30 protein-coding genes are annotated in these 21797 nt (G+C 43.8%); 23 read left to right on the plus strand and 7 right to left on the minus strand.

Features of this window, described 5'->3' with window-relative positions; genetic code table 11:
• The first annotated feature begins 13 nt into the window (after nucleotides 1–13).
• From IC571_RS03200 to IC571_RS03235, 8 genes are all read left to right on the plus strand, one after another.
• Nucleotides 14–2149 (plus strand): flagellar basal body rod C-terminal domain-containing protein, encoded by a 2136-nt coding sequence (locus tag IC571_RS03200; protein ID WP_215317389.1) that lies wholly within the window; start codon nucleotides 14–16, stop codon nucleotides 2147–2149.
• A gap of 7 nt (nucleotides 2150–2156) precedes the next feature.
• Nucleotides 2157–3032, plus strand: coding sequence for a flagellin (locus tag IC571_RS03205; protein ID WP_215317390.1), 876 nt, complete (start codon nucleotides 2157–2159; stop codon nucleotides 3030–3032).
• 19 nt (nucleotides 3033–3051) lie between these two features.
• Nucleotides 3052–3912 carry a flagellar motor stator protein MotA gene (motA, locus tag IC571_RS03210; protein WP_215317391.1) on the plus strand — a complete coding sequence of 287 codons (861 nt, stop codon included), beginning with the start codon at nucleotides 3052–3054 and terminating at the stop codon, nucleotides 3910–3912.
• Between the two features lie 5 nt (nucleotides 3913–3917).
• Nucleotides 3918–4952, plus strand: coding sequence for a flagellar motor protein MotB (gene motB, locus IC571_RS03215; protein ID WP_215317392.1), 1035 nt, complete (start codon nucleotides 3918–3920; stop codon nucleotides 4950–4952).
• A gap of 4 nt (nucleotides 4953–4956) precedes the next feature.
• Nucleotides 4957–5760 (plus strand): hypothetical protein, encoded by an 804-nt coding sequence (locus IC571_RS03220; protein WP_215317393.1) that lies wholly within the window; start codon nucleotides 4957–4959, stop codon nucleotides 5758–5760.
• 27 nt (nucleotides 5761–5787) lie between these two features.
• Nucleotides 5788–6183, plus strand: a complete 396-nt coding sequence (locus IC571_RS03225; RefSeq protein ID WP_215317394.1) for a hypothetical protein — start codon at nucleotides 5788–5790, stop codon at nucleotides 6181–6183.
• 17 nt (nucleotides 6184–6200) lie between these two features.
• Nucleotides 6201–6794 (plus strand): tetratricopeptide repeat protein, encoded by a 594-nt coding sequence (locus IC571_RS03230; RefSeq protein WP_215317395.1) that lies wholly within the window; start codon nucleotides 6201–6203, stop codon nucleotides 6792–6794.
• 68 nt (nucleotides 6795–6862) lie between these two features.
• Nucleotides 6863–7996, plus strand: coding sequence for a flagellar biosynthesis protein FlhB (locus IC571_RS03235; protein WP_215317396.1), 1134 nt, complete (start codon nucleotides 6863–6865; stop codon nucleotides 7994–7996).
• On the opposite strand, the gene IC571_RS03240 is transcribed toward IC571_RS03235, so the two are convergent.
• Nucleotides 7993–8556: a hypothetical protein gene (locus tag IC571_RS03240; RefSeq protein WP_215317397.1), complete on the minus strand. Its 564-nt coding sequence runs from the start codon at nucleotides 8554–8556 to the stop codon at nucleotides 7993–7995. The two genes, IC571_RS03235 and IC571_RS03240, sit on opposite strands and share 4 nt — an antisense overlap.
• Before the next feature lie 499 nt (nucleotides 8557–9055).
• Here IC571_RS03240 and IC571_RS03245 point away from each other — a divergent pair, with 499 nt between their 5' ends.
• A complete protein-coding gene (locus IC571_RS03245; protein ID WP_215317398.1) occupies nucleotides 9056–9406 on the plus strand; it encodes a hypothetical protein in 351 nt (116 codons plus the stop codon).
• A 34-nt stretch (nucleotides 9407–9440) separates the two neighbouring features.
• Here the strand turns inward: IC571_RS03245 and IC571_RS03250 are convergent, their stop codons facing one another.
• Complete coding sequence (locus tag IC571_RS03250; protein ID WP_215317399.1) at nucleotides 9441–9632, minus strand: hypothetical protein; 192 nt, start codon at nucleotides 9630–9632, stop codon at nucleotides 9441–9443.
• Nucleotides 9633–9749: 117 nt separating this feature from the next.
• Between IC571_RS03250 and IC571_RS03255 the strand changes: the two genes are divergently transcribed.
• Together IC571_RS03255 and IC571_RS03260 are read left to right on the plus strand one after the other, a co-directional pair.
• Nucleotides 9750–10310 (plus strand): hypothetical protein, encoded by a 561-nt coding sequence (locus IC571_RS03255; protein ID WP_215317400.1) that lies wholly within the window; start codon nucleotides 9750–9752, stop codon nucleotides 10308–10310.
• Nucleotides 10307–11935: an ion transporter gene (locus IC571_RS03260; RefSeq protein WP_215317401.1), complete on the plus strand. Its 1629-nt coding sequence runs from the start codon at nucleotides 10307–10309 to the stop codon at nucleotides 11933–11935. The genes IC571_RS03255 and IC571_RS03260 overlap by 4 nt, the downstream gene beginning before the upstream one ends.
• 13 nt (nucleotides 11936–11948) lie before the next feature.
• On the opposite strand, the gene IC571_RS03265 is transcribed toward IC571_RS03260, so the two are convergent.
• Nucleotides 11949–12884, minus strand: coding sequence for a M23 family metallopeptidase (locus IC571_RS03265; RefSeq protein ID WP_215317402.1), 936 nt, complete (start codon nucleotides 12882–12884; stop codon nucleotides 11949–11951).
• A gap of 216 nt (nucleotides 12885–13100) precedes the next feature.
• Here IC571_RS03265 and IC571_RS03270 point away from each other — a divergent pair, with 216 nt between their 5' ends.
• Nucleotides 13101–13355 (plus strand): hypothetical protein, encoded by a 255-nt coding sequence (locus IC571_RS03270; RefSeq protein WP_215317403.1) that lies wholly within the window; start codon nucleotides 13101–13103, stop codon nucleotides 13353–13355.
• 21 nt (nucleotides 13356–13376) lie between these two features.
• Here the strand turns inward: IC571_RS03270 and IC571_RS03275 are convergent, their stop codons facing one another.
• On the minus strand, nucleotides 13377–13829 hold the full coding sequence (locus IC571_RS03275) for a surface-adhesin E family protein (protein WP_215317404.1): 453 nt from the start codon (nucleotides 13827–13829) through the stop codon (nucleotides 13377–13379).
• Nucleotides 13830–13944: 115 nt separating this feature from the next.
• Between IC571_RS03275 and IC571_RS03280 the strand changes: the two genes are divergently transcribed.
• The 4 genes from IC571_RS03280 to IC571_RS03295 are packed head-to-tail and all read left to right on the plus strand — an operon-like array spanning nucleotide 13945 to nucleotide 16156.
• Nucleotides 13945–14283, plus strand: a complete 339-nt coding sequence (locus tag IC571_RS03280) for a polymer-forming cytoskeletal protein (RefSeq protein ID WP_215317405.1) — start codon at nucleotides 13945–13947, stop codon at nucleotides 14281–14283.
• 48 nt (nucleotides 14284–14331) lie between these two features.
• Nucleotides 14332–14799: a polymer-forming cytoskeletal protein gene (locus IC571_RS03285; RefSeq protein WP_215317406.1), complete on the plus strand. Its 468-nt coding sequence runs from the start codon at nucleotides 14332–14334 to the stop codon at nucleotides 14797–14799.
• Between the two features lie 12 nt (nucleotides 14800–14811).
• On the plus strand, nucleotides 14812–15225 hold the full coding sequence (locus IC571_RS03290; protein ID WP_215317407.1) for a polymer-forming cytoskeletal protein: 414 nt from the start codon (nucleotides 14812–14814) through the stop codon (nucleotides 15223–15225).
• A gap of 19 nt (nucleotides 15226–15244) precedes the next feature.
• Nucleotides 15245–16156, plus strand: a complete 912-nt coding sequence (locus tag IC571_RS03295) for a ParA family protein (RefSeq protein WP_215317408.1) — start codon at nucleotides 15245–15247, stop codon at nucleotides 16154–16156.
• A 3-nt stretch (nucleotides 16157–16159) separates the two neighbouring features.
• Here the strand turns inward: IC571_RS03295 and IC571_RS03300 are convergent, their stop codons facing one another.
• Nucleotides 16160–16726, minus strand: coding sequence for a YggT family protein (locus IC571_RS03300; protein WP_215317409.1), 567 nt, complete (start codon nucleotides 16724–16726; stop codon nucleotides 16160–16162).
• A gap of 155 nt (nucleotides 16727–16881) precedes the next feature.
• Here IC571_RS03300 and IC571_RS03305 point away from each other — a divergent pair, with 155 nt between their 5' ends.
• The 6 genes from IC571_RS03305 to IC571_RS03330 all read left to right on the plus strand — a co-directional run bounded on the left by IC571_RS03305 (nucleotide 16882) and on the right by IC571_RS03330 (nucleotide 20287).
• A complete protein-coding gene (locus IC571_RS03305) occupies nucleotides 16882–17244 on the plus strand; it encodes a hypothetical protein (RefSeq protein ID WP_215317410.1) in 363 nt (120 codons plus the stop codon).
• Between the two features lie 91 nt (nucleotides 17245–17335).
• Nucleotides 17336–18589: a hypothetical protein gene (locus IC571_RS03310; protein WP_215317411.1), complete on the plus strand. Its 1254-nt coding sequence runs from the start codon at nucleotides 17336–17338 to the stop codon at nucleotides 18587–18589.
• A gap of 4 nt (nucleotides 18590–18593) precedes the next feature.
• Nucleotides 18594–19142 (plus strand): hypothetical protein, encoded by a 549-nt coding sequence (locus IC571_RS03315; RefSeq protein ID WP_215317412.1) that lies wholly within the window; start codon nucleotides 18594–18596, stop codon nucleotides 19140–19142.
• A 12-nt stretch (nucleotides 19143–19154) separates the two neighbouring features.
• Nucleotides 19155–19505 carry a hypothetical protein gene (locus IC571_RS03320; protein WP_215317413.1) on the plus strand — a complete coding sequence of 117 codons (351 nt, stop codon included), beginning with the start codon at nucleotides 19155–19157 and terminating at the stop codon, nucleotides 19503–19505.
• A gap of 363 nt (nucleotides 19506–19868) precedes the next feature.
• Nucleotides 19869–20054 (plus strand): hypothetical protein, encoded by a 186-nt coding sequence (locus tag IC571_RS03325; RefSeq protein WP_215317414.1) that lies wholly within the window; start codon nucleotides 19869–19871, stop codon nucleotides 20052–20054.
• Between the two features lie 5 nt (nucleotides 20055–20059).
• A complete protein-coding gene (locus tag IC571_RS03330; RefSeq protein WP_215317415.1) occupies nucleotides 20060–20287 on the plus strand; it encodes a hypothetical protein in 228 nt (75 codons plus the stop codon).
• A gap of 5 nt (nucleotides 20288–20292) precedes the next feature.
• Here the strand turns inward: IC571_RS03330 and IC571_RS03335 are convergent, their stop codons facing one another.
• The gene (locus IC571_RS03335) at nucleotides 20293–20640 is read right to left on the minus strand and encodes a hypothetical protein (RefSeq protein ID WP_215317416.1); all 348 of its coding nucleotides are present in this window, start codon (nucleotides 20638–20640) and stop codon (nucleotides 20293–20295) included.
• A gap of 135 nt (nucleotides 20641–20775) precedes the next feature.
• Here IC571_RS03335 and IC571_RS03340 point away from each other — a divergent pair, with 135 nt between their 5' ends.
• Nucleotides 20776–21333 (plus strand): hypothetical protein, encoded by a 558-nt coding sequence (locus tag IC571_RS03340; RefSeq protein WP_215317417.1) that lies wholly within the window; start codon nucleotides 20776–20778, stop codon nucleotides 21331–21333.
• An 18-nt stretch (nucleotides 21334–21351) separates the two neighbouring features.
• Here IC571_RS03340 and IC571_RS03345 read toward each other — a convergent pair whose 3' ends face one another.
• A complete protein-coding gene (locus IC571_RS03345; RefSeq protein ID WP_215317418.1) occupies nucleotides 21352–21723 on the minus strand; it encodes a hypothetical protein in 372 nt (123 codons plus the stop codon).
• Nucleotides 21724–21797 lie beyond the last annotated feature (74 nt).

The following is a 21797-nucleotide window of genomic DNA, read 5'->3' on the forward strand; positions in this document are numbered from 1 at the left end:
CTAAGGAAGCAAAATGGGTATCTATTCCATCACTGAATCAGCAATGGCAGGCTTGAATATTGCTCAGGCTGGAATTTTGACAACCTCACAGAACGTCGCAGGTACCTCGGTTGAGGGTTATTCCCGCCGAAATGCTAATGCGATTATGGATGCGCTGGCACCCAATTCGCTTATGCTCAATGGCTCTAGTTTTGCAGTCGAAGGCTTCACTCGACAATATTCTTCATTAATAGGTTCGCAGTTGTTGAGTCAGCAAGCTAAATCTAGCTATTCAGACACCTTAGTGCAATACACCAATTCTGTAGATAGTTTGGTTGCTGATAAGTCAGCTGGCTTGAATACTGCAATTAGCGACTTTTTTAATGCTATGGGCGCTTATGCTGCGGACCCAACCAATAAAGCAATGGCTGGTGCAATTACAGGGACTGCTAATACTGTCGCGCAAAGAATGAGTGGTATGAGCACATTGGCTGCCCAGATTCAAAGCGATTCACGAAAAGCTCTGGTTGATACTGTTTCACAGGTCAATACACTGCTCCCGTCGCTGGCAAGTGTTAATCAAAAAATTGTCAATGGCAATAGCCCAGGCAATTCAGCTCCATCCGCCGATTTATTAGACGAGCGCGACCGCTTGCTTACTCAACTACAGCAGTTAGTTGGCGGACAGAGTTTGATTAATGCCGATGGCACAGCTACTCAATTGGTTGCAGGACAGCCGCTTGTTGAAAGAGCAATTGCAAATAAGGTGACGATAAATGCTGATCAGCAGCATGTTGCTTTAACTTTTAATTTGCAAAATGGACCCACAAAAGGAGTGTTAACAACCGTTCAAACCTTGGATGGCGGCCAAGCCGGAGCATTATTGGAGCTATCCAATAATTTTGCCCCCGCATTACAAAAACGATTGGATACCATAGCGTTGGGATTAGTGAAGGTCGCGAATGGCGCAGCCCAAACAAGTCAGGGATCGGCAACAAATTTAGCCATTTTTGGGTTTAAAGTTTCCGACAAAACTTACTCAAGTCTAGCGGCGAATGATTTAACGGGCAACCTGCCATCCATCTCCAATGAAAATGATTTGCTGGACTTATATAGCAGCCTGGGTAACGCGATCGCATCGAATAGTGGCGTAAAGGTTGGTAATACCGTTGGCGTTTATACAAAGGTGAGCTCATTAACAGCTGGGCCAACAACATTAGCCGGTGAATATACGCTGACTAAAGTTGGGTCAGATCAGTTGCAACTTTCTGATGGACTGGGAAAAACACAAACTGTCTCACTTGTCGATAGTGTTTCTGGTGGACTCCAAACGATTGACTTTAGTCAATTAGGCATCACAATGCAATTGGCAAATATCAGCCCTGCATTGAGTGCTGTTAGCTCCTCAAGTGTTATTAAATCAGGGGCAACATTGCCTGTTGTCGGAACAGCAAATCAAAATATTTCCAATATGGCTGTGCAAAATAATGTGCAATCTGGGACTTATACTTTCACCAGTAGTGGCAATCAACTGACATTGGCTAGTAGCAATGGTGGTAGCCAGACCATCACTATTGGGGATGGCTCTGCCTCAGGTCAAGCATTGAACTTTAATCAGATGGGGATCTCATTTTCGGTCTCCGATACTGGTAGTCCAGTTAAAGATGCAGCAACTATTGCTGGGTACTTAAATAACCAAGTAATCACGCTTGAGAAGGCTGATGATTCCAAGTCTACTATCGCAAGTGCTCTTGATGGCCTAAAGATCAAAGTGAGCGGAATGGCTAACCCGCTCGTTAACTACGGCTTGAATGCTGCAAACTTTGTGTCTCTTGCGCCAAGTAATTTTGCTAGTTATTTCAACGGAAATACCCCACTTATTAGCTCGGTTAAGGCTAATGCGGTTCAGCAATTAAGTGCTGTATTTGGTACTTCTGTATCTAATTTAGTGAATGAGGTTGGCGTGCAGGTTGCCACCTGGAAAAGCAATCAAAAAGCAGATAATGTCGTGTTGTCGAACTTGAAGGCGCAGCGCGATTCTGTGTCGGGAGTGAACTTAGATGAAGAGGCAGCCAATCTTTTAAAGTACCAGCAACTGTATACCGCTTCTACGAAGGTTCTTCAGGCTGGGAATCAAATGTTTACCACCCTCTTGTCAATCATGAACTAAGGAGTAAATGATGACCGTACGATTTAGTTCAAACCAGGTTGTAGATGCAGGCGTGCAGGGCATGGATAATGCTTTGGCCGATGCAATGTCATGGAATCAAAAGGTGACTTCTGGCAAGCAATATAGCAAGGCATCTGATAATGCCTATGCAGTATCTAGGGGTGTTCGCTTGGATTTTGATGTTTCGCGTCTTGACATGTTTAAAGCAAATCAAAATTTTGTGACCAGCAGCCATGCCAATGCTCAAACCCAAATGGATAGCATGATTAATGAGATGAATAGCTTAAAACAGCTATATGTGCAGTCTCAAAGTGGCGCATTAAATAAGTCCAATTTTGCTGCACTTAAAGTCCATGCTGAGCAGATTCGCGACACCATAAAAAATCAAATGGCTGCCAAAGATGCCACTGGAAACCCTATTTTTAACGATGATGCCAGCATCAATCAGGTTCAGATTGAGCCTAATGTGATGGTTGAGTCTGGGGTGAGTTTTCAGAAGGCCTTTGGCTCTGAGGGAGTCTTGGCCCACCCCGAAAACACCTCTCTCTACAAAAACATTGATAGTTTTGTGACCTATTTGGGTGAAATGGCTACCGGAGCCATTCCCAGCAAGACTGCAAGCGTCGTTTCGGACGGTTTAAATGCCTCTTTTGACCAGCTAACTATGGCTGAACAGCGGAGTGGGGGGGTTTCCTCCCAGGTGGATAACGCCAGGAACGCTATGACTGCTTTTGGCACCCAAATGGCCGCCTCTCAGTCCGCTTTATTGGATACCGACATGGCTGCAGCCACTGCGTCTTATACTAGAGCTCAGACCTTACTTAATGCAGCCCAAGCAATGTTTGCTAGACTGCAGCAAAGTAACTTATTTTCAAAACTATAAAAACTGAGTTGATCGAAGTATGAATATTCCTTTAGGGTGGATTATTGCGCTTGCTTGTGCCCTGGGAGGCTATGCCTTGCATGGTGGACACATCATGGTTTTATGGCAGCCAACCGAGGTTCTAACTATTGTGGGTGCGGCTGTTGGAACGATGATTGCATCGAACAGCATGATCAATCTGAAGAAGACCCTTTCTGCTTTGGGCGGTGCATTTAAATCGAAAAGCAATATAAAGCAGATGCATTTAGATTTGCTCTGTCTGATGTTTGAGATTTTGCAAAAGATTAAGCGTGATGGCTTGATGTCATTAGAAGGTGATATTGAGGAACCAGAAGCTAGTCCATTATTTGAAAAGTACCCTCTGATTACCAAAGACCACCATCTGGTGGACTTTATTACTGATTATTTGCGCATGATGTTGGGTGGCTCTTTAGATGTGATTCAGATTGAGAGCTTGATGGAGCAGGAATTGGATGTTCATCATCAGGAAACCCATATTCCAGTAGCTTCTGTAACTAACGTTGGTGATGGTTTGCCGGCTTTCGGTATTGTGGCGGCGGTTATGGGTGTGGTTCATACCATGGGATCTATTGGTCTGCCTCCTGCAGAATTGGGCAAGCTGATTGGTGCGGCACTTGTGGGTACCTTCTTGGGTATTTTGCTTGCGTATGCGATTGTTTCTCCCGTGGCAAAAGTATTGGAGCAAAACGCAGAAGCAGATAGCCGTTCTTATATGGCGGTAAAAGCTATCTTGATCGCAAGCTTGAACAATTTCCCTCCTGCTGCAGCTGTTGAGTTTGGTCGCAAAGTGCTTTTTAGCTATCAGCGTCCAACGTTTGCTGAGCTTGATGAGGGTACCAAAGCTGTTAAAGGGAAATAAGTAGTATGGCGAAGAACGACGCGCCCATTATTGTCATCAAGCGCGTTAAAAAGGGCGGCCACGGACATCACGGTGGCGCCTGGAAGATCGCTTACGCAGACTTCGTAACGGCCATGATGGCCTTCTTTTTGTTGATGTGGGTTCTTGGGTCTACAACGGCAGGTGACTTGGCTGGTATTTCGGCTTACTTTCAAAATCCATTACGTGTTTCCTTATCTGGTGGACAGGGTTCTGGCGATGCCACTCGAATCATTAAAGGCGGGGGAGACAACATCACAAAAACCGTTGGCGAGGAATCTCGTGCTGATGCTGATACTGAACAGCGTCGCATTAGCGATTCATCGGTTACTGATGTTGAAAATGCTCGAAAAGACAAAACAAAGAATGAGCAAGTCAAAGAAGATATTCAGAAGAAGATAGAAGCAGATGCTGAGCTCAAGAATGCTAAGGGCCAAGTATTTATGGATATCACCGCTGAGGGTCTGCGCATCCAGGTTGTTGATGAAAAGGGTAAGCCGCTATTTAGTAGCGGTGGTACTGTGCCCAGTGTTTCTGCGCGAAGATTATTGCGGATTATCGGTAAATCTATTCAGATGTCCCCTGGCCCTGTGCGTATTGAAGGGCATTCTGATGGCGCTAAGTTTGGTAACGGTGAGGCTGGCTATACCAACTGGGAGCTGTCCACAGATCGCGCTAACGTAGCGCGTCGTGAGTTAATTGCGGGCGGTCTTGATCCCGCTTTGATTGTCCAGGTAATTGGTTTTGCCAATACTGTTCCTTTAAACCCAGAAGATTTGAATGATCCATTAAATAGACGTATTTCTATTACTTTGCTGAATAAGAAGCCCAAGCAGGATGAGAAAAAGCCTATAGTTCGTCCAATTGAGAAAGTGCCAGAGACAATTGAGAAGGGCGCTCAAGAAATTCCACCGAATCTGCGAGCTCCAGCGCAATTCCTGTCTAAAGACAATGCGCCCAAAGCGCCGGTAATGGATATACCTTCGAAGTTAAGCCCTCCAGCGGATAAGCCAGCGAGGTAAAACCTTGTTTACTATCTCCAGGTTTAGTTTATTTTTAATAATCGTCTTCACTTGCAAAACCAGTTTTGCAAGTGATTCTCATGCTTCAGTAGAGGCTTCTCATGCCGAGGTAACTAAAACTTCATCATCAAATAATGGCGAGCCATTTGTAGGTCCTTCATCGGAAGCAAAAAAACTGTACAGGCGATATAAAAAGGCGAACGATAAAACCATTACAGCTATCGCATGTGTGCGTAGTCCAAAGTGCGTTGATCCCGAAGATGAAGTGCTGCGTTATAGTAAGGAAGCATTGCGAATACTGCAGAAGTTGGATGAGTTATCTGCAGAGGGCGATATCCAGGCCAATTATTATCGTGGCCTGATTGCCTATGAGAGGGGTGTTTATTATGACTCCCAAGCTGAGATTATCACTCATCCTGATTTTATTTTGACCGCCACGGTCTACCGACGCTACGCTAAGCAGCAATTTTTATTGGCGGAAAAATATTTAGCGCTACCTGCTAAAGAAAAAAATGCTTATGCTTGTCAGTACTTAGGAAACGTATACAGCTCAACCATTTTGGGTGCGCCACGCAAAGATAAGGCAACCAACTATTACTACACTGCGGCAATTGAGTTTATCAATCAAGGCAATAAGATAGATGGCGCAAAGATGTATAACGCCATGAAGGAAAATGCGAATCCAGCAGATTCTCGAATTGTCGAGGTTTATGCAAAACTGCATAATGAGGAACCCATTGCATCTTGGAGAAAATTGCCTAGTGATCTAGTGCAAAAGCCTACAAATAAAAAAGTGCAGCAACATTAATACTGAATACATTGGAGATTGCTCAACATGAATGAAAAATTAGAACGTATCGTTGGACTTCTCAAAAAAGCCCTGCTTTGGTTCATTCTGCCCTTAGTGCTGCTCATTTTTTGTTTCATCTTGGGTGAGCAGTTTGAAGTAGGCAGGCTTTCTGCGATCGCTAGTTGCGAGGGTGCTATGAATAATGCTGCATGTATTCGTAGTAAAGGCTATTTGGCAACTTCGCCTTACTACCCTGATTTAAGCCGCCGTTACTTTGGTGCTTATGCCAGAATGATCGGCGGCGACTTAGGTGCGAGCTATCGCGTTGAGCCACCTGCTCCTACTCTCAACCTTAAGGCTGCTGATGCGCCTGCTGAGGATGAGGAAGATCAGGAAGACGCTAAGCCGGCCAAAGATAAGCAAGCTCCAGCAAAAAAATAATTGAGCTTGGTTCTGCAATGCAATTGATCAATTGGCACTCCGTGATGCGAGTGCCATTTTTTTTCTTGATAGCCGCCTCACTTATTGCTTGCTCTGACTACCGTAAGGCCAGGTCTGCTTATGAGGCTGGCGAGTATGCAAAGGCCTTACATATCTTTGAGCAACTTTCCAATTCTGGCGACAGTCAAGCCCAATATGATTTATCGCAAATGTATTTGCAAGGTATTGGTACCAATAAAAATGTTGAGAAGGGTTGGGTTTGGATGAACCGAGCGGCCAATGGCGGCAATGTTCAGGCCATGCTGGAGTTGGCGGTTCGCTATCAAAAAAGTCCCGCCTTGGAAAATTCTGAACAGATGGCATTTATGTGGTTTCAGAGGGCGGCAATGGCAGGAAGTGCCGCTGGTCAGTACAACCTAGCACATCTCTATGAGGATGGTAATCAGACTTCGGTGGATTTGGTTCAGGCCTATGTATGGATGACTTTATCCCATGATTCGGGCAATCCAATTGCGGCCTCAGAGGCCAAGCAACTAAAAGCAAAATTAAGCCCGACTGACCTAGAAAAAGCAGATGGAGTGCTTTCTAAGCTAAAGAAGACCTTGCCTTAGGTTTTTGGCTTCAGCTTTTGGCTGTAAATCGTTTATTCTCTTCTAAAGTTTGCTTAAAGAGGTAGGGTTTGGCTGAAGGCGGAGATAATGCTCAAGAACGGGAACTGGAGCCGAGTGAACGGCGAATATTGCGCGCCCGTGAGCAGGGTCAACTTCCGCAGTCGAGAGACATAGCCACTTTCGCTCTTCTGACAGTTTTTATTATCTTTTTGATTGCTGCAGGCCCTCTTCTTTTGCAGCAGTTAGTTTTGATGACCAAATCCAGCTTTATATTTTCCAAGCCAATAGAGCTATTGGATCATATTCAGGAGTGGCTCGGAGGCGCATTTCTGGTGGTTTTGCTTTTATTGAGTTTAATTTTCCTGCCTATTTGGTTGGTCGCCGTTTTTGCCCCCTTATCTTTAGTCAATTTTCGCGCTTATTTTGCACCTAAATTTGATATGGGTCGTTTGGACTTTATATCTGGACTGGGCAGAATGATTTCGCTAAACGCCCTAACGGAGCTTATTAAAAATATCCTGAAAACCACTTTGGTTTTGGGCATAGGAATGGCTTATTTATCAGGGCTATTTGTTTATATCAGATCAATTGTGAGTCAGGATTTTGATGCTGCTCTCTTGCACACCTCTTATTTCATCCTAAATGGTTTTTTATTATTGATGCTTCCTTTGTTATTGATTGCTGTTGGGGATGGTTGGTTGCAGTGGTTTAACTTTCGCAAGCAAATTCGGATGAGTCCGGAAGAAATGAAGCAGGAGATGAAGGAGTCCGAGGGCTCGCCTGAGATTAAGCAACGTTTACGTCAACGACAACGTCAAATCGCCTCATCCCGGATGATGGCCGCCATTGAGCGGGCCGATGTAGTCTTGGCCAACCCAGATCACTACTCTGTAGCACTACGTTACGATATTGAAAAAATGGCTGCGCCTATTGTGGTCGCAAAGGGAATGGACTTGGTTGCACTGCGTATTCAGGAGATTGCTAAAGAGCACGATGTACCGGTTGCTCAAGTACCCCCGCTGGCACGTTATCTATACAGTCAGCTTGAGATTGGTGAGGCTATACCTATGTCGCTTTTTGAGGCGATCGCCAAAATATTGGCTTGGGCGTATGAGGTAAAAGAGTCTGGTGGCGTCCAGGGAGAAATACCCGAAGTTAATTTCATTCCAGAGCAATTAAGACCTAATAGGCCACTACTTTAATTCATGACGCTTTTGGCAAAAGTTGTTCCGACATCTTCTGGGAAGTAGTAAACCAGCATGAGTTCGTTGCGGTTATTTAAGCTACGCCCAATCTGAAAGGCAACTTGACCCCCACCGAATACATAGGTCTTGGATTTGCGAATGCCTGCAGCAAACGCACTCTCTTGACCTTCTGATGGGGTGTAATCAAGACCATACTTAATGGTGAAGCGCTCAATAATCGTGTCCGCAATTTGCTTGTTGTAGTAGCCCAATTCTTTTTTCATCAAAACAAGACGCCCAGCTTCGTTATAGATGAGCCAAATTGCCTCTTCTTTATCATCTACTTTCACTTTGCAACTAAATGACAGTTCATAGGCTGTGCAATTAAATTTTTCTTTTGCTTCTTCGCGGGTGGTATTGAATGGAATCCCGGCATAGTCATCCATGGGCATTTTGACTACCTTGGTATCCGGCAGCCATATCTCTGTTTTTGCCTGTTCTTCTTTATTCCCACAGGCTATGAGGGAAAGCGCTAATCCAGTGACAAAAATGAGGTTAATCCAGGTTTTAAGTATCATCGTGGCAGTCTCGACAGGGTTGGGCGAAAGCAAGTTGAATACGTCTTAATGGCTTGTACTCTGATAATCATACCCCAGCAGATGCCCGTATCGGAATCGACCCCAGAGAGTAACCCGCTCTTATTCTTTTTACCCTTGCCTTATGGATATATTTGTTAATATGCTAATAAATTAACCTCTTTCTGTGGCGTCTATTGGATAAATTAAATCTCCAGTCTCAGTACTTAAGTACCTCTTCCCAAAAGAGTGGGGGTACTATCCACGAGCGTCAAACCACGATCCCCAGGGCCGCAGTTAGTAGGTCTCATCCCGCCCCTCAAGATTTAAAGGTGACTCAGTCTGAGCCCTCTGTGAATCTAGAGGTAAAAGTAAGTAGTCCCAATCCGCTTGACGCGATTCCGATGAGTGCTGATAGGCGTATCAGCGCCTACCAAAGAATTACCAAGTTGTTATAGGCTATCGAAATTAGCGCAGTCGCCAATGCGACAGAGGGGTTAATGTGGATGATCTGGTGTATACAAAAAACAAGAAGCGGCAACCGAGTGCTATCAATGATTTTCCTAGCTTGGCAGAACTTCAAGAAAAACAGGAACTAGAATTAATTGAAATTGCTCAAGTGCGTTTTGGGATCAAGGGCGGTAGTGTGAACATCAATTTAACCCCATTGCAATTGAGTATCAGCATCAGTGAGGCTCAGGTATTCAAGGCTTTACTGGGTGCGCCCGAGCATGAGAGGGCCGATCAAGTACTCTATGAGTTGGCTAAAGGCAATTTAGCTGGCTCCATGGCCAATAAAATTTTAGCTAGCCTGGAACTATTGGGCAAGTTTAAAAAGATCAAAATAGACTAAAACCCCCATTAAGGGTTTATCGCACCCCATTTACCTATTTATTGCCTTTATTTTCTGATGCACTGTCTTTTTTTGAATCAAGAGCAGTATTTTTTTCATGCTCCGCAAGCTTTTGCATTATTCTCTGAGCCATTGGGGATAAGTCTTTTTCAGCGGTTGGCTTTGCTATTTTTGCCGCTTTTTTTCTCTTCCCTAGAAGGTGTTGAATAACTGTTTGAATAAACATAGACGATTCCAAAAGAATAAATGCAATGTAGTGATTCAAATATACAGCAATTAAAAGATACAGCAATTAAAAGCGGCATGATAGCCGTTAACAATTGATGGGTTCTGGGAGGTGGGTTTGAGCAAAAAAAGTTATGGAATATTCCGGGGAATGCGATATTCCGATTTTTTATTCTTGTGGGTGCTATTCGCAAATTTATTGCTGGTCGCTTACCTCGGTGTTGCCGATCACCAAAAGGCGCTCAAGATCGGTTACTCTCAGACTAGCGGCGAGCAGATTATTGCGTGGTTTGAGGGCTTTAATCAAAAACTTCAGGAAAACAAACCTGTGGAGCAACAGTCTTGCGTCCCTGCGCAAGAAGGTGCGGCAAGTCCTGAGGGCGCCAAACCAAATACTTGGAATGATTGCATTGGCTCTTTATTTGCCGCTGACGGCCCGTTTCACGAATACACCAATCTTCTGAATCCTGAAGATCCTGCTTTTGCGAGCAAATGTGACAAGCATGAATTAGGAACTAGTGGTGCTTTCATATTTGAAAAATTGACGATGAACCCTGCTGGGCCTCCAGTAGTTGGGCCAATGGAACTACATGAAAAGCTCGTAAGTGGCCAAAATGTTCGCTTAAGTCTTTGTGACACAGGTTATTACCTGGTCAAGATCGGGGAGTTTAAATTATGAGTATCAAAATTCCCTTGGCCTCTACTTTGAATCTGCGCGTGCGTAAGCGGGTGTATGACTTACTGTTTAATGCCCAGCTAAAGAGTAATTTTCATAATCAGTTTGAGCACTTCATCACCTATATGATCGTGCTCAATATGGCAGGTTTGGTGCTTGAGCACATTCCGGTAATTTATGAATCCCGTCAGCACCTGTTTCACCTTTTTGATGTTTTTTCTCTAGGTGTCTTTACGGCAGAGTATGCGTTACGTTTATACGTTGCACCTGAAGATCCTGCTTTTAGCTCCGCAAAAGTTCCGCGCTTCGCTTTTTTTAAAAGCCCCTTTGCTTTAATCGATTTGGTCTCGATATTGCCGTTCTACCTTGGCGCCTTCTTTGATGCTGATCTCCGCGTTCTAAGGGCGTTACGTCTCTTGCGTTTGTTTAAGTTATTTAGAGCGGTAGCGCCAGCGGCGCAGGATTTTCTGGAGCAGAATAAAGACAAATCGTTTCGCTACAAAATTTATGCTTTAGTGAATGAGACTCCAACAAGCGGTGAGCTTCATCACTTATTTGATTTCATGATCGTAGTTTGGGTGATCATCTCTGTGTTATGCGTCATTCTAGAGTCGGTGCACAGCATTAATTACTATTTGCACTCTGAATTTGTGATTCTTGACATTATGGCGGTAGCAGTATTTTCAACCGAATATTTAATGCGCATTTACAGTTGCCCTGAGGATCCTAGATACCAATCATGGCTCATGGGCCGTCTTAAAAATGCCACCACCCCAACTAGTATTATTGATTTGCTGGCAATTCTTCCATTTTATTTAGAGAGTCTCTTGCATCATTTATTTGACTTGCGTTTCTTGCGAGTCTTTAGATTGATGCGTCTTCTCAAGTTGGCGCGTTACTCAGGCGCAACCCAGTCTTTATTTGTGGTGATCAAGCGCGAGTGGCCGGTAATGAAGGCTTCTGCTTTCATCATGATTTTGCTGGTGATGTTGGCCGCTTGCTTAGGTTATTTGTTTGAGCACGAAGCGCAGCCTGATAAGTTTGAAAATATTCCGCAGTCAATTTACTGGGCAGTTGTAACGCTGGCCAGCGTGGGCTATGGTGATATCTCACCAATCACCCCCGCAGGACGTGCAATGACGATCGTGCTGGCTCTGTTGGGCATTGGTATTTTTGCTATTCCGGCTGCAATTTTGTCATCTGCTTTGAGTGATCAACTGCGTATTGAGCGTGAAATGATGATGAATGAGCTCTATCACATGCTAGAGGATGGTGTGATCTCTGCAGAAGAGCAAGAGCTCATCGAGGCTGAAGCCAAGCGATTGCATTTATCCAAAAGCGAGTTGGATCGCTTGCTTGAAAAAGCTAAGGTGCAGATGGGTGTCGAGCATGCTGATTCTAGTGGTAATCATGGCGTATCGCATGAGCTAGATCTGGCATTTTTATCTACTCATCCAGCCGTAGCTGCTGAACAGCTCAAGATCACCATCTCAAAACTGCAGCAAATTATGAGTGTGAGTAGCAATGATGAGTTAGTAAAATACTTTGGCGATCCAAATAACGCTACGCCATTACAAAGTGCGTTATTTAAGCTTCTGTTAGAGAGCGCGCAAAAGCAAAAGAGTTAAACCTAGGCGGTTTTTACCAGTAAGCGGATGGTGGTGCGTACACTAAAATTTTGGCTGGGTTTAGGTAGCTGTTATGTTGATGGATTTCATAATGTAAATGCGGGCCAGTTGATCGTCCGGTGGAGCCGGAGTTCGCAATTAGTTGACCGCGGGTAATTGTTTGGCCAGGCTTTACGAACAACTTACTGTTGTGAGCATACTTCGAGATAAAGCCATCGCCATGAGCAATTTCAATAAAGTTTCCATAAGCTGGATCTAAACCAGCCTTGATGACGGTGCCATCACCCGTTGCCACAATCGGAGTGCCCGCTGGTGTAACAAAGTCAATTCCAGAATGTTGAGCTAATTGTTTTGTAAAAGGGTCAACACGAACCCCAAAGTTACTGGTCATGCCCAAACGTGCATCAATGGGTGGTCCAATTGGGAGGGTGCGTAGCCATGCGTACTGTTTTTCCCACTCAGGTTCAGATTTTTCAAAGATCTCAGCCATTTCAGTGGACTTGGAGACGGATTCCTCAAAATTTTCCACCAGGGTTTTGGTGGGCTCGAACTTAAAGCTCAATGGCTTTAGTGGTCCACCGACGCTGAGACTTTCAGTAAATTTACTTTTGATGGTGTAGGGGGTTGAGATGGCAAGATAACGGTCTTTGATGGACTTAAGCTCATTAAATTGCATTGAGGCTTTTGCAAGCTGGTCTTGAATCGCCTTGAGTTGTTTTGTGTACTTATTATCAAGCGCCATGCGCTCTTTGACTGTTACAACACCGCTGACTTCTCTGGCAAAGTCCGGGCTAACCTCCAGAGCAATATGAATGCCGGTTGAAAAGATCAATATCCCAAGGATTAGAAAAGATGTCCCAATAATCACTGCAAGGCGTGTAAGACGCTCTTTGGTGATATTGATTTGCTTAATGGCTCCAGTAGAGCCTGATACCCAAAATAATTGCATTTAGTGAGTATAAGTGACTGATTTATATAAATTAATTTAGTAAATTGAAGGCCCCTAAAGGACCTATAATCGCTACTTCGAATGTGATTTTAGCCTTAATATAAGCCTGTGAACAAATTAAAACCTCTTTTGGGGGGGTGTAACCCTCTTTTTTCGCTTCTTTGGTATCTGCTGTTGGCGCTGGCGCTGCCTGCTAAAGCCGCTATCATCGGCCAAATGCCCGCATTAAGCGAGGTTTTGTACATTACTTCTGAACCTTGCACTTCAGAGTCGGGAAGGGTTGAGCCTAATTGGTATTTTTCCTACTCGGTTAATGCTGTGGGTACAGTGACTCGAAGTTGTTATGTGCGTTATAACGATCAGATATGGATTAAGGGTCCTTATGGTTCGGAATCCACCTTCCCAATGAGTTATTTCACCAAACCGGCTGAATCTGGTAAGTCAGAGGCTGACCCCGAGGTTAAGCAGTAGAGCCTTTGATTTTTGCTGGAATTAGCTTGGAATATTGGGCGGCCTGCAAAAAAACTTGTAAAGCACATAGCTCATGGTGTCAGGAATTACCCTCTCCCAGTTGGAGTTTGAGGTATCCGCTTGATCTACGCTAACGCCTGAGCCCTCGGGGCCTGAATAGTAACCAATATAGAACTGTTTGTAGCTCTCATAGCCGACCCGGCAGTAATAGGAGATATCTTGAATAACTGATTGGGTGGGCTCGCCGTTGGGCGCACCCAGTGATTCCGCATAGCTAATGAGCTGCCAGGTACTTACTTGCTCATTCGCGGGGTCGCTTACTGTCTTACTATCCTCATAGTAATAGGCATTGCCGACATTATCGTTGGATATAAATACCCATTTGGCATGACTGGGGCTAAGGGGATTGAGCAAAATTGCCGTTAATCCAACTAGGATTAAATTTTTGAAAAAGGGCGGTATTTTTAGGCGCATGGCTCATGCAGTGTTTTGTTGTTAATTTGTGCATTTTAAAGCCCAAAAACAAAGATCAGCTGATAGAATTGCCTAAATCTTTATAAATGACATTGTGCGCTAAGGAGTGCTAAGTATGGCTGAAGTGAATCAACAAGGTTGCCTATTTGTGGGTGAGGGCGTAGTTCTGAAGGGTAACTTTGAGGTGCCTGATATCGCGTCAATTTCTGGAACAGTTGAAGGTGAACTCACCGCTAAACAAGTTTTAATCGAAGCAACCGGCACTGTGCGTGGCAAGCTCACTGGTGAATCAATTGATATTCGTGGCGAAGTGAATGAGTACGTTTCATCATCTCGCAGCTTAATCATTCGCTCTACAGGTAAGGTAACTGGCTCTATTAATTACTCTGAAATTGAAATTGAGAAGGGCGGTCATCTCCACGGTGATTTGCATAATCTCAACCCCCATTCTTAAATTTTTAATTTGATTGCCTAATACCTAATAATTACCTAATACATAACGATGTCTATATTTTCCAAAAATACTCCCGCTACAGAAAATGAGTCAAGCGCTAGCAACGAAGAAGTTGTTCAAGAATATGTCGCACCTGAAGAAGTGGTTTCCAGTGCGAGCTCCCCTGAGCAAGTAACAAGACTAGAGTCTCCGGCTCGGTCAAGCGTATTAAGCAAGCCTTCAATCATCAGCGAGGGCTTTACTTTTGAGGGCACTATTACCTCAGATGGCGTTTTAAATATTGCTGGTACAGTACGCGGCAAAATTACCGCTAAGTCTGTTTTGATAGACTCTAGTGGACAGGTTGATGGCGAGCTCAATTCAGAGCAGTTGGTTATCAAAGGCCAACTCAAGGGCGATGTTAACTGCGAGGATCTCAATGTTGGTCCGCTTGCTTACGTGGATGGCAATATCAGTTACAAATACATTCATATTCAGCGCGGCGGTAAAGTGGCTGGAAAATTTATCAAAAGCTAATGCTCAACCCACATGGCCATTAGACAAAGTCATGCGATTCGAGTTTTAGATCCCTCTAGGGAAACTTTTGGTTCGATTATTGGATCTGATTTAGAGATTTCTGGTCGAATTGTTGCGACCAAGAGCTTGCGTATTGATGGCACCATTATTGGTGATGTTGTTACTAAACAGGGTGCTGATGTCTGTGTGGCGCTTGGTAAGACCGGTTTAGTGCAGGGCAATATATCGGCCGGACGAGTTTTGGTGGCGGGGCGAGTTGAAGGTAATGTTCGCGCAACTGAGAGGGTGGAGTTGCATAGTGGGGCAGATGTTCATGGGGACATTATTTATGCCCAAATTGGTATTGAGCAAGGAGCTCGCCTAAGCGGCTTGTTATCAAAGATCACCGAGCAGGATTTATTGCTCGATGATCATTCTGATGGTTAATTTTTCGCTCGGGGAAAATATGACGCCTAAGGAACCGATCAAAATACTTGTCACCAATCAAAAGGGTGGCGTTGGTAAAAGCACTATCGCAGCAAATTTGGCTGCTTATTTTGCAATGCAAGAAGGCATGCAGATTGCCTTAATTGATTTTGATAAGCAAGCCTCCTCTTCTCGTTGGACCAAAAAGGCTCCCGATGTCGGGGTTCGAATAAGTCAGGTAGAAGTTAATTACCAAAGTGCCGGTATGGCATTGCTTAGCGCTCGAGCTGGAGTTCGTAAATATTCATCTGGGGTAGATATCAGTATTTGCGACTTTACATGGACCCCAGCAATGTCGGAAGATTTTATGTCTGACTTTGATGTTGTGCTGGTCCCAAGCTCTAGCGCTAAGTTTGAGATGGCGAGTACCGAAATCTTCATATTGGAGTACGTACAAAAGAGAATGGCCCGTCTAGCTGCAAGTAAACAAAGTTTGATTGTTGTTCCCAGCAGAGTAGATCCGGGTTATGCCTCGATTGGCACATTTACCAATTTAGATTTTTTAGCAAATTGCTTTATTGCCCCGCCAATACATCGCATGCCAGAAGTTGATAGTTATGTTTATGAAGATTTCTTTTGCGTCTGCCCTGATAAGGCAGTTGCGGATAATTTTTGCATGTTTGGTAAATATATTGCGCATAAAGTTGATGAGCGCCGTGAGATCAGGAAAACCCTATCCATTAATGGGCAGTCCGTTAATCGTGAGATTGCAAAAAAAGTTAGCGTGTTAGATGATTACCGTAAGCGCGCTAAAAATCTTGGTTTTTATGGTGGCGCCGCTTTGACCGGAGCAAATCCCGACAATAATCTAACTCCTGTTCCAGATGCCCCTGCCACCAGAACAATCGGGGAACGTTTTATTCCTGGTTTCTTGCGCAAAACCACAGAATAAGTTTTAAAGGCTGTTTAGTATGGCTATTTGTATATGCCCTAGAATGACTTTACTCATTTGAATGAGTAGCATCAAAATGAGTGCTGAAAAATCAACCCCAGAAATTTTTGGACTTATTTTTCTCAAAGGCTTCAAAAGCGGTTCAAGCATCTGATGGAATAGTTCTTGTGTGGCAGAGTAAGTATTAGTCCAGCTGAAAAATACATAAACTAGTAATAAGCCAATTAAGCCCGATAGCGCTAGGTCAAAAAGATCAAACAGTGCAATGATGAGAATTTGTGAATCAGGGTATGACCATCTTGAAAAAGCTTGCAGAAAAGATATTTTGGCTAATATGAGTAAGTAGCTTGCAAGTAAAGAGTTGATATCGATGCGCGCGCCAAAGGGAATGATTTTTCCGAGAGGGCGAATAAACCAGTCGGTGAGTGGGTGCAGAAACTGGCTAAATGGATTGCCAGAAGTAGGTGCAAAATTGATTTTTAAGAAATGCAAATAAAAACGGAGAAGACATGCCGCCACTAAAACAGTAGTGCAGACCTCGATACAAAGAGCAATCAGATCGAAAAACATAATTTAGACTGGATTCAGACCCTTATCAAAACTTAATATTAAGCTATGCAAGCTTGAATTGACATTTAAGATAAGCCCATAGAAAATGTTTTTGAGGTCATATCAAGCTGGGCGCTAGCCGGCCCCCTCAGATCTAAAACTAAGTTAAGGCCAAAATGAGCGAACCCCAAAGACACGACATATTTGAAGATGAAAATGGCACGCGTGTGGCTGTAAGGCAGATTTTCCCCCCAAATGCTTTGGGGATTACTTATGTCGAGTACAAGAACTTGTCTAACTCTAATCTTCAATTTTTGCCCAAGGAAGAGTTTTTGGAGAAATTTAAATGGCTTGATAACTTTAGCTCAACCGATACCTTCGCTAAAGTGGCGTCTCAGAACGTAATAGCAGCTTCCTCAAACACTGAAGGTGAGGAGAAGGGTCTCGAGAGCGACAATTTGGTTGTCGAGGGTTCGGATGACGTGGCAGATGAGCGGGCAGGGGGTCAGGTGGCGCCCAAACCTTCTAGAACCGAATAGTTGGCCTGCTTGCGGTTAAAATTGCAGCAATCATATAGATGCTAGCTCTCTGGTTATGGCTGCCAGGGCTTTTTACTTCACAAGGAAGCTGATGCGAGATGCCCTTACCCAATCTAGGGATCTACAAGTAGCATTAAAAATTACTGCGCTTATCTGCGGCAGTATTTTGTTGCTTGTATCCGCGCACTCAGGAAGCGCATCGCTGAGCTTTGATGTTTTATTTTCTTTCATTGCAAGTCAGACTCAAAGCACGCAACAACTACAGTGGCTATTCGGACTTATTTTTCTATCCGCAGGTATTTTCTTTATGCCAATAAGGATAGATACTCGTAAATCCCTGCCTTTTTCTGGTAGCAAAGAATTGGGCAATGACTCCTATGTGTTGTATCTGGTTGGTAAATACAAGATTGAAAAAAATCTTGTATTAGATCAATTAATAGTGCGTGACAGAATATTCTCTAATGTTGATGATGCTCTAGCATTTGCTCATGCTATTGAGTGCCCAACTCAAATTGGCGTTCAGGTTGCCGAGGTTATAAGCCCTGAACTGCCGGTACCCATCGTGGAAGATTTAGGCCCACAGTTCGAAACTCAAAATGGCTTTGCAGAGAGCCTCAGAAATCCATTCGCGCAAACTCCATCATCAGCTTTATCTACAGACTATACCGCCTGGAGCGATGCTAAGCGCAACAAGGTTACTCTGATTTTAGGTGCGCTTCTATTTGTGATCGTACTAGGTGGACTGTTTTATGCGAACTCGCACTCTGCTCGTAATATTCCTCAATCTGCTGTTATTGAGCCTACCCCTCCTTTCTCTCAAACAGCCAATTCCGATCAGGTAGTGTCTGGCTCTATAGCGAGTCAGGATGCAAATACTGTAAGTAATACCTCTGAAGCAAAAGAAGTTGGCAAGCTTTTGGTTGCAATGCCTATTAACGAAAGATGGATTGGCCTTTGGGTTCCAGAGAGTGCCGGCAAGCAAAAACTATTGGTTACTGCAAGCTTAATGAAGTTTGGCGATGAGGAATTTTCTTGGGCGGGAGTTAGGCCGAAAGGTATTGTGCAATGTTGTTTGGCTTTCTACGAAGGGGCCACAACCAAGGCCGACTTGATTGCCAGAATTTCAGGGGCGCAAGATCCTGGTGCCTCACTAAAACCTGAATCCCAAAAGACCATGGCATTACTGAGTGGCCTAAGTGAAGGTAACTTCAAGCGAATCGTATTTGCAGACCCTTATCTGAAGAAATACTTCTTTATTTATGATCAAAATTACGTGTATCGCATTAGCCGAGATCTGGGTGATAAAGCTGATGTAGTGGTTGAGCAATTTAAAAAACAAGAATAAGTGAATGACAACCCCGTCTGAATTAGAGACATCTTCTGGCAATAAGTTACAGCCCTATGAGCAATTGCGTTTATTGCGGGAGCAAACTCATGTGCGGACAATAACTGACGAAATCGTAGGTCAGCAATGTATTTTTTTCTATAGTCGCAATTGGATTTTTGACTACTCCCTCAATAGTACCGACAGGCAATGGGATATCACTCAGCAGGTCTATTTCCGAAATGTACGCAAGCATAAAGCCCTTGCATTTGCATTGCCCTACATCGTCATTCAACTTGCTTTTGTAGGCTCTCCGCAATACCTGCGCGTCATAGTGACCTATGGGGGCGATATCACCAAAATGATTGGGTCGATGGATCATTTCATTAAACGGGAAGAGGGGATTCGGGCGTGGGTAGAGCAGCCTGATTTCAGTTGGCAACCGTCAAATATTGCGGAGTTATCAAACCGGATATTAGAAACAGACAGCCAGTTTAAAGATATCGAGTTTTATCGCTATCATGAGCCCTTTCACGCAAAGTTGAGTGGTACTTGGGAGCAGATAACGGTCTAAAATAGGCCCAATATGTCGATGCAAAACTCTGATTTTTACCAGGCCGAACAATACCTTAAGCTGGGCCTTTATCCACAGGCATTTGAGGCTTTTATGGCGCTTGAGGTGGGTAATATTGACTGCACTTTCCTTGCTCCCTGCAAGATGGCTTTGAATGGTCAGCTCAATCAATCCCAACTAGAGGTTTTGTTTCATGAACTTGAGCGCGAGTTAAATAATAAAAATCCGCAAGCGATATACAACTACGGGGTCGTAAAAAGTTACCTTGGGGATTTGCAAAAAGCAACGGAATTGCTGCAATTGGCGATGGATTTGGGGGTTCCCGAAGCTCGGGGTGCCTTGAGTCGCTTGCTACTAAAGTAGCTGGCTGCGATCCTGTTTACTTAGATCGATTAGATATTAGTCTGATCTTTTTCCTTACTTTTGCTCATATTGTGACCGTTTAGCAGCTTGATTTTATATTTGAATCAATAGCTTAGGGCAACATTCTCAGGTGACGCTGAGTTTTTTTATCTACACCCTTGTTATTCCTGGGGTTAATAGATTGCTATGATTTCTTCTAAGTTTTTAGTTTGAAACTGTATCAATAATTTCATGTAAATCAATGGCTTAGACCGCTATTTCAGCAGGTAAGAAATCCTGCAAAACAAGGGTTTTTCTCTTTGAGATATCCTCAACTCACCCTACGATGTCCTAAGAGTTAATTCTCATCTTGATGGAGGTTATATGGGGCAAAAAGAGGTGGCTGGCAAATTACCGCAGACTTCAGAGTCTTTTGTGGAGTTACATATCGAGGACCTCGTCAAGGATCGGCTTTTGTGGCAGGCGCAGATTGGCAGGCGCGCCTATCCCAACGACAACTTGCCTAGTGTGATTCACATTGTTGAATCTACTCTGACAGCTATCAGGTAGGTGGTATGAATCTAAAAAGCTATATTGCGCCTGTAGTTTTGACTTTATTGACTGTTGTCATGGGGTTTTACTTCTTGTTGGGCTCTAGCCCGGTTGGCAATCGCTCAGCTTCAGAGGCTAGCGTATTGGATGCGGATGTAATGCGGTATTTTTCGGCTAAAGCAGATCAATATGCGAAAGAGGCTGCTGAGGCCAGCGGCGCTCAGTTGGATAAAAAAGCTGACCAAATTTAGTGGGGCTAGTTGTATCCGCAGGGGTATAGCTTGCTTAGTTTCTGCAACAGTATGTCATCTACGCTAGGTTTGACAGGGTTATCGTCCAACTCTTTTATGCCGGTAAAAATGATTTCCCGGTAGTCAGCGATAGTCAAATTCAAATAAGGCGGGTAGCAGTAGAGGGGCACCTGTTTCTTTGCAATTAGCGCCTTATTTGTAGCGTTGAGACCGGAGCTCAGGCCTAAAAGATAAGTATTGGTAGATTGAGTCTTGCCTTTATTTTCAAAATCAGCGATCGATAAATCAGCCCATGCATTTGGGGATGCCAATATTTCAATAGAGAGCAGTAGAGCTAGTGATTTTTTGATCATGATTTTTGCCGATGTAGAAATGAAAGTGAACTTGCGTTTAATTTAACAGAAGCCTGTTGAAATGCCTTGAATTTATAAGCCATAGTAAGCTATCGGTGATAGATTATTAATTGAAATTATTCACAAGGATCATTTATGGTTGATATTGACTGGGATTTTTGGTTTTCCAAGCCTTATATCTACACTTGGCAGGCTGCTGCCTTAGTGCAGGGTATTAATCCTAAGCAAATCAAATTTCCTGTTCGGGACGCCGCGGGTGAGCTTCATTTTGACCGATCTAATTTTGATAGTCTGTATGACGAATTTAGAGTAAAGCTTGATTTGCTAACTGAGCATGCTTGGATACAAAACTTCTCAGCTCAGAATATGCGGGTCGATTTCAAGCGGTTTCTGTTTTGGGCGCGACATATTCGCAAATGGGATATGCCTGCAAGACTTGCTGCATTTGCACAAGGGGTTGACCTTGACGCCTTGGATGAAAATGCTGAAGAAAAGGCGAACTTATTAAGGGATGAGCGCAATACCTTACAGCTTATTTGGGCTTTAAGGTCTTTGCTCAAAGAGCATCAGCATGGCAAAACGGATCGAGAATTAATTTATTACCTATCAAAGACTTATCCTGATAAAGCTGGATTTAAAAGACTGGCCTTAGAGATGAAGTTTGCCGAAGCCCAAGTTGCATCTGAAATTTGAATCAATCGGAAATGCAAATTATTTTGGATAGGCCGTCGCCTTAGGAATATCATCAGCCGTCCAAGTTTTACTGAGATCGCCTGTTGGGCCAAATTTTACGAATGAATATAAGACGCCAAGAATCAAGACCACAATTGCAATAGTTTTAAGTACTTTGTGATCATTTTCCTCTTTGATGACATATTTAGGTGTTGGATGGCGTACTTGAAATATTTCCGGAAAGGCATCTTCGATCAACTCTTTGGCTGATTTGATAAAGCGATAACGCTCCTCTTCGGAGCCGCCGACTTCAATCGCATGGGCAGCTTTGAAATATTGTTCGCTGGCCACGCTGAGTATTTTGGCCTTCTTTATCAGGTCTGAGTGTCTTTCGAGCTCTTCGGGAGTCATTGCCTATTTCCTCTTTTCAATTTTTTACCGCTGATTTTGCAACTTATGAACCCAGTATGGTGCCGAATTACTGG

This window comes from Polynucleobacter sp. MWH-UH2A, assembly GCF_018687195.1.
Lineage (GTDB): Bacteria > Pseudomonadota > Gammaproteobacteria > Burkholderiales > Burkholderiaceae > Polynucleobacter.

Excerpts from the sequence above, each read along its gene's own strand:
- IC571_RS03230 (WP_215317395.1), top strand. The coding sequence starts at position 6,201 with ATGCAATTGATCAATTGGCACTCCGTGATGCGAGTGCCATTTTTTTTC.
- IC571_RS03330 (WP_215317415.1), top strand. The coding sequence starts at position 20,060 with ATGAATCTAAAAAGCTATATTGCGCCTGTAGTTTTGACTTTATTGACT.
- IC571_RS03310 (WP_215317411.1), top strand. The coding sequence starts at position 17,336 with ATGCGAGATGCCCTTACCCAATCTAGGGATCTACAAGTAGCATTAAAA.
- IC571_RS03305 (WP_215317410.1), top strand. The coding sequence starts at position 16,882 with ATGAGCGAACCCCAAAGACACGACATATTTGAAGATGAAAATGGCACG.
- IC571_RS03315 (WP_215317412.1), top strand. The coding sequence starts at position 18,594 with ATGACAACCCCGTCTGAATTAGAGACATCTTCTGGCAATAAGTTACAG.
- IC571_RS03300 (WP_215317409.1), bottom strand. The coding sequence starts at position 16,726 with ATGTTTTTCGATCTGATTGCTCTTTGTATCGAGGTCTGCACTACTGTT.
- IC571_RS03265 (WP_215317402.1), bottom strand. The coding sequence starts at position 12,884 with ATGCAATTATTTTGGGTATCAGGCTCTACTGGAGCCATTAAGCAAATC.
- IC571_RS03250 (WP_215317399.1), bottom strand. The coding sequence starts at position 9,632 with ATGTTTATTCAAACAGTTATTCAACACCTTCTAGGGAAGAGAAAAAAA.
- IC571_RS03320 (WP_215317413.1), top strand. The coding sequence starts at position 19,155 with ATGTCGATGCAAAACTCTGATTTTTACCAGGCCGAACAATACCTTAAG.
- IC571_RS03270 (WP_215317403.1), top strand. The coding sequence starts at position 13,101 with ATGCCCGCATTAAGCGAGGTTTTGTACATTACTTCTGAACCTTGCACT.
- IC571_RS03340 (WP_215317417.1), top strand. The coding sequence starts at position 20,776 with ATGGTTGATATTGACTGGGATTTTTGGTTTTCCAAGCCTTATATCTAC.
- IC571_RS03345 (WP_215317418.1), bottom strand. The coding sequence starts at position 21,723 with ATGACTCCCGAAGAGCTCGAAAGACACTCAGACCTGATAAAGAAGGCC.
- IC571_RS03280 (WP_215317405.1), top strand. The coding sequence starts at position 13,945 with ATGGCTGAAGTGAATCAACAAGGTTGCCTATTTGTGGGTGAGGGCGTA.
- IC571_RS03275 (WP_215317404.1), bottom strand. The coding sequence starts at position 13,829 with ATGCGCCTAAAAATACCGCCCTTTTTCAAAAATTTAATCCTAGTTGGA.
- IC571_RS03295 (WP_215317408.1), top strand. The coding sequence starts at position 15,245 with ATGACGCCTAAGGAACCGATCAAAATACTTGTCACCAATCAAAAGGGT.
- IC571_RS03225 (WP_215317394.1), top strand. The coding sequence starts at position 5,788 with ATGAATGAAAAATTAGAACGTATCGTTGGACTTCTCAAAAAAGCCCTG.
- IC571_RS03205 (WP_215317390.1), top strand. The coding sequence starts at position 2,157 with ATGATGACCGTACGATTTAGTTCAAACCAGGTTGTAGATGCAGGCGTG.
- IC571_RS03285 (WP_215317406.1), top strand. The coding sequence starts at position 14,332 with ATGTCTATATTTTCCAAAAATACTCCCGCTACAGAAAATGAGTCAAGC.
- IC571_RS03335 (WP_215317416.1), bottom strand. The coding sequence starts at position 20,640 with ATGATCAAAAAATCACTAGCTCTACTGCTCTCTATTGAAATATTGGCA.
- IC571_RS03260 (WP_215317401.1), top strand. The coding sequence starts at position 10,307 with ATGAGTATCAAAATTCCCTTGGCCTCTACTTTGAATCTGCGCGTGCGT.
- motB (WP_215317392.1), top strand. The coding sequence starts at position 3,918 with ATGGCGAAGAACGACGCGCCCATTATTGTCATCAAGCGCGTTAAAAAG.
- IC571_RS03290 (WP_215317407.1), top strand. The coding sequence starts at position 14,812 with ATGGCCATTAGACAAAGTCATGCGATTCGAGTTTTAGATCCCTCTAGG.
- IC571_RS03240 (WP_215317397.1), bottom strand. The coding sequence starts at position 8,556 with ATGATACTTAAAACCTGGATTAACCTCATTTTTGTCACTGGATTAGCG.
- IC571_RS03200 (WP_215317389.1), top strand. The coding sequence starts at position 14 with ATGGGTATCTATTCCATCACTGAATCAGCAATGGCAGGCTTGAATATT.
- motA (WP_215317391.1), top strand. The coding sequence starts at position 3,052 with ATGAATATTCCTTTAGGGTGGATTATTGCGCTTGCTTGTGCCCTGGGA.
- IC571_RS03325 (WP_215317414.1), top strand. The coding sequence starts at position 19,869 with ATGGGGCAAAAAGAGGTGGCTGGCAAATTACCGCAGACTTCAGAGTCT.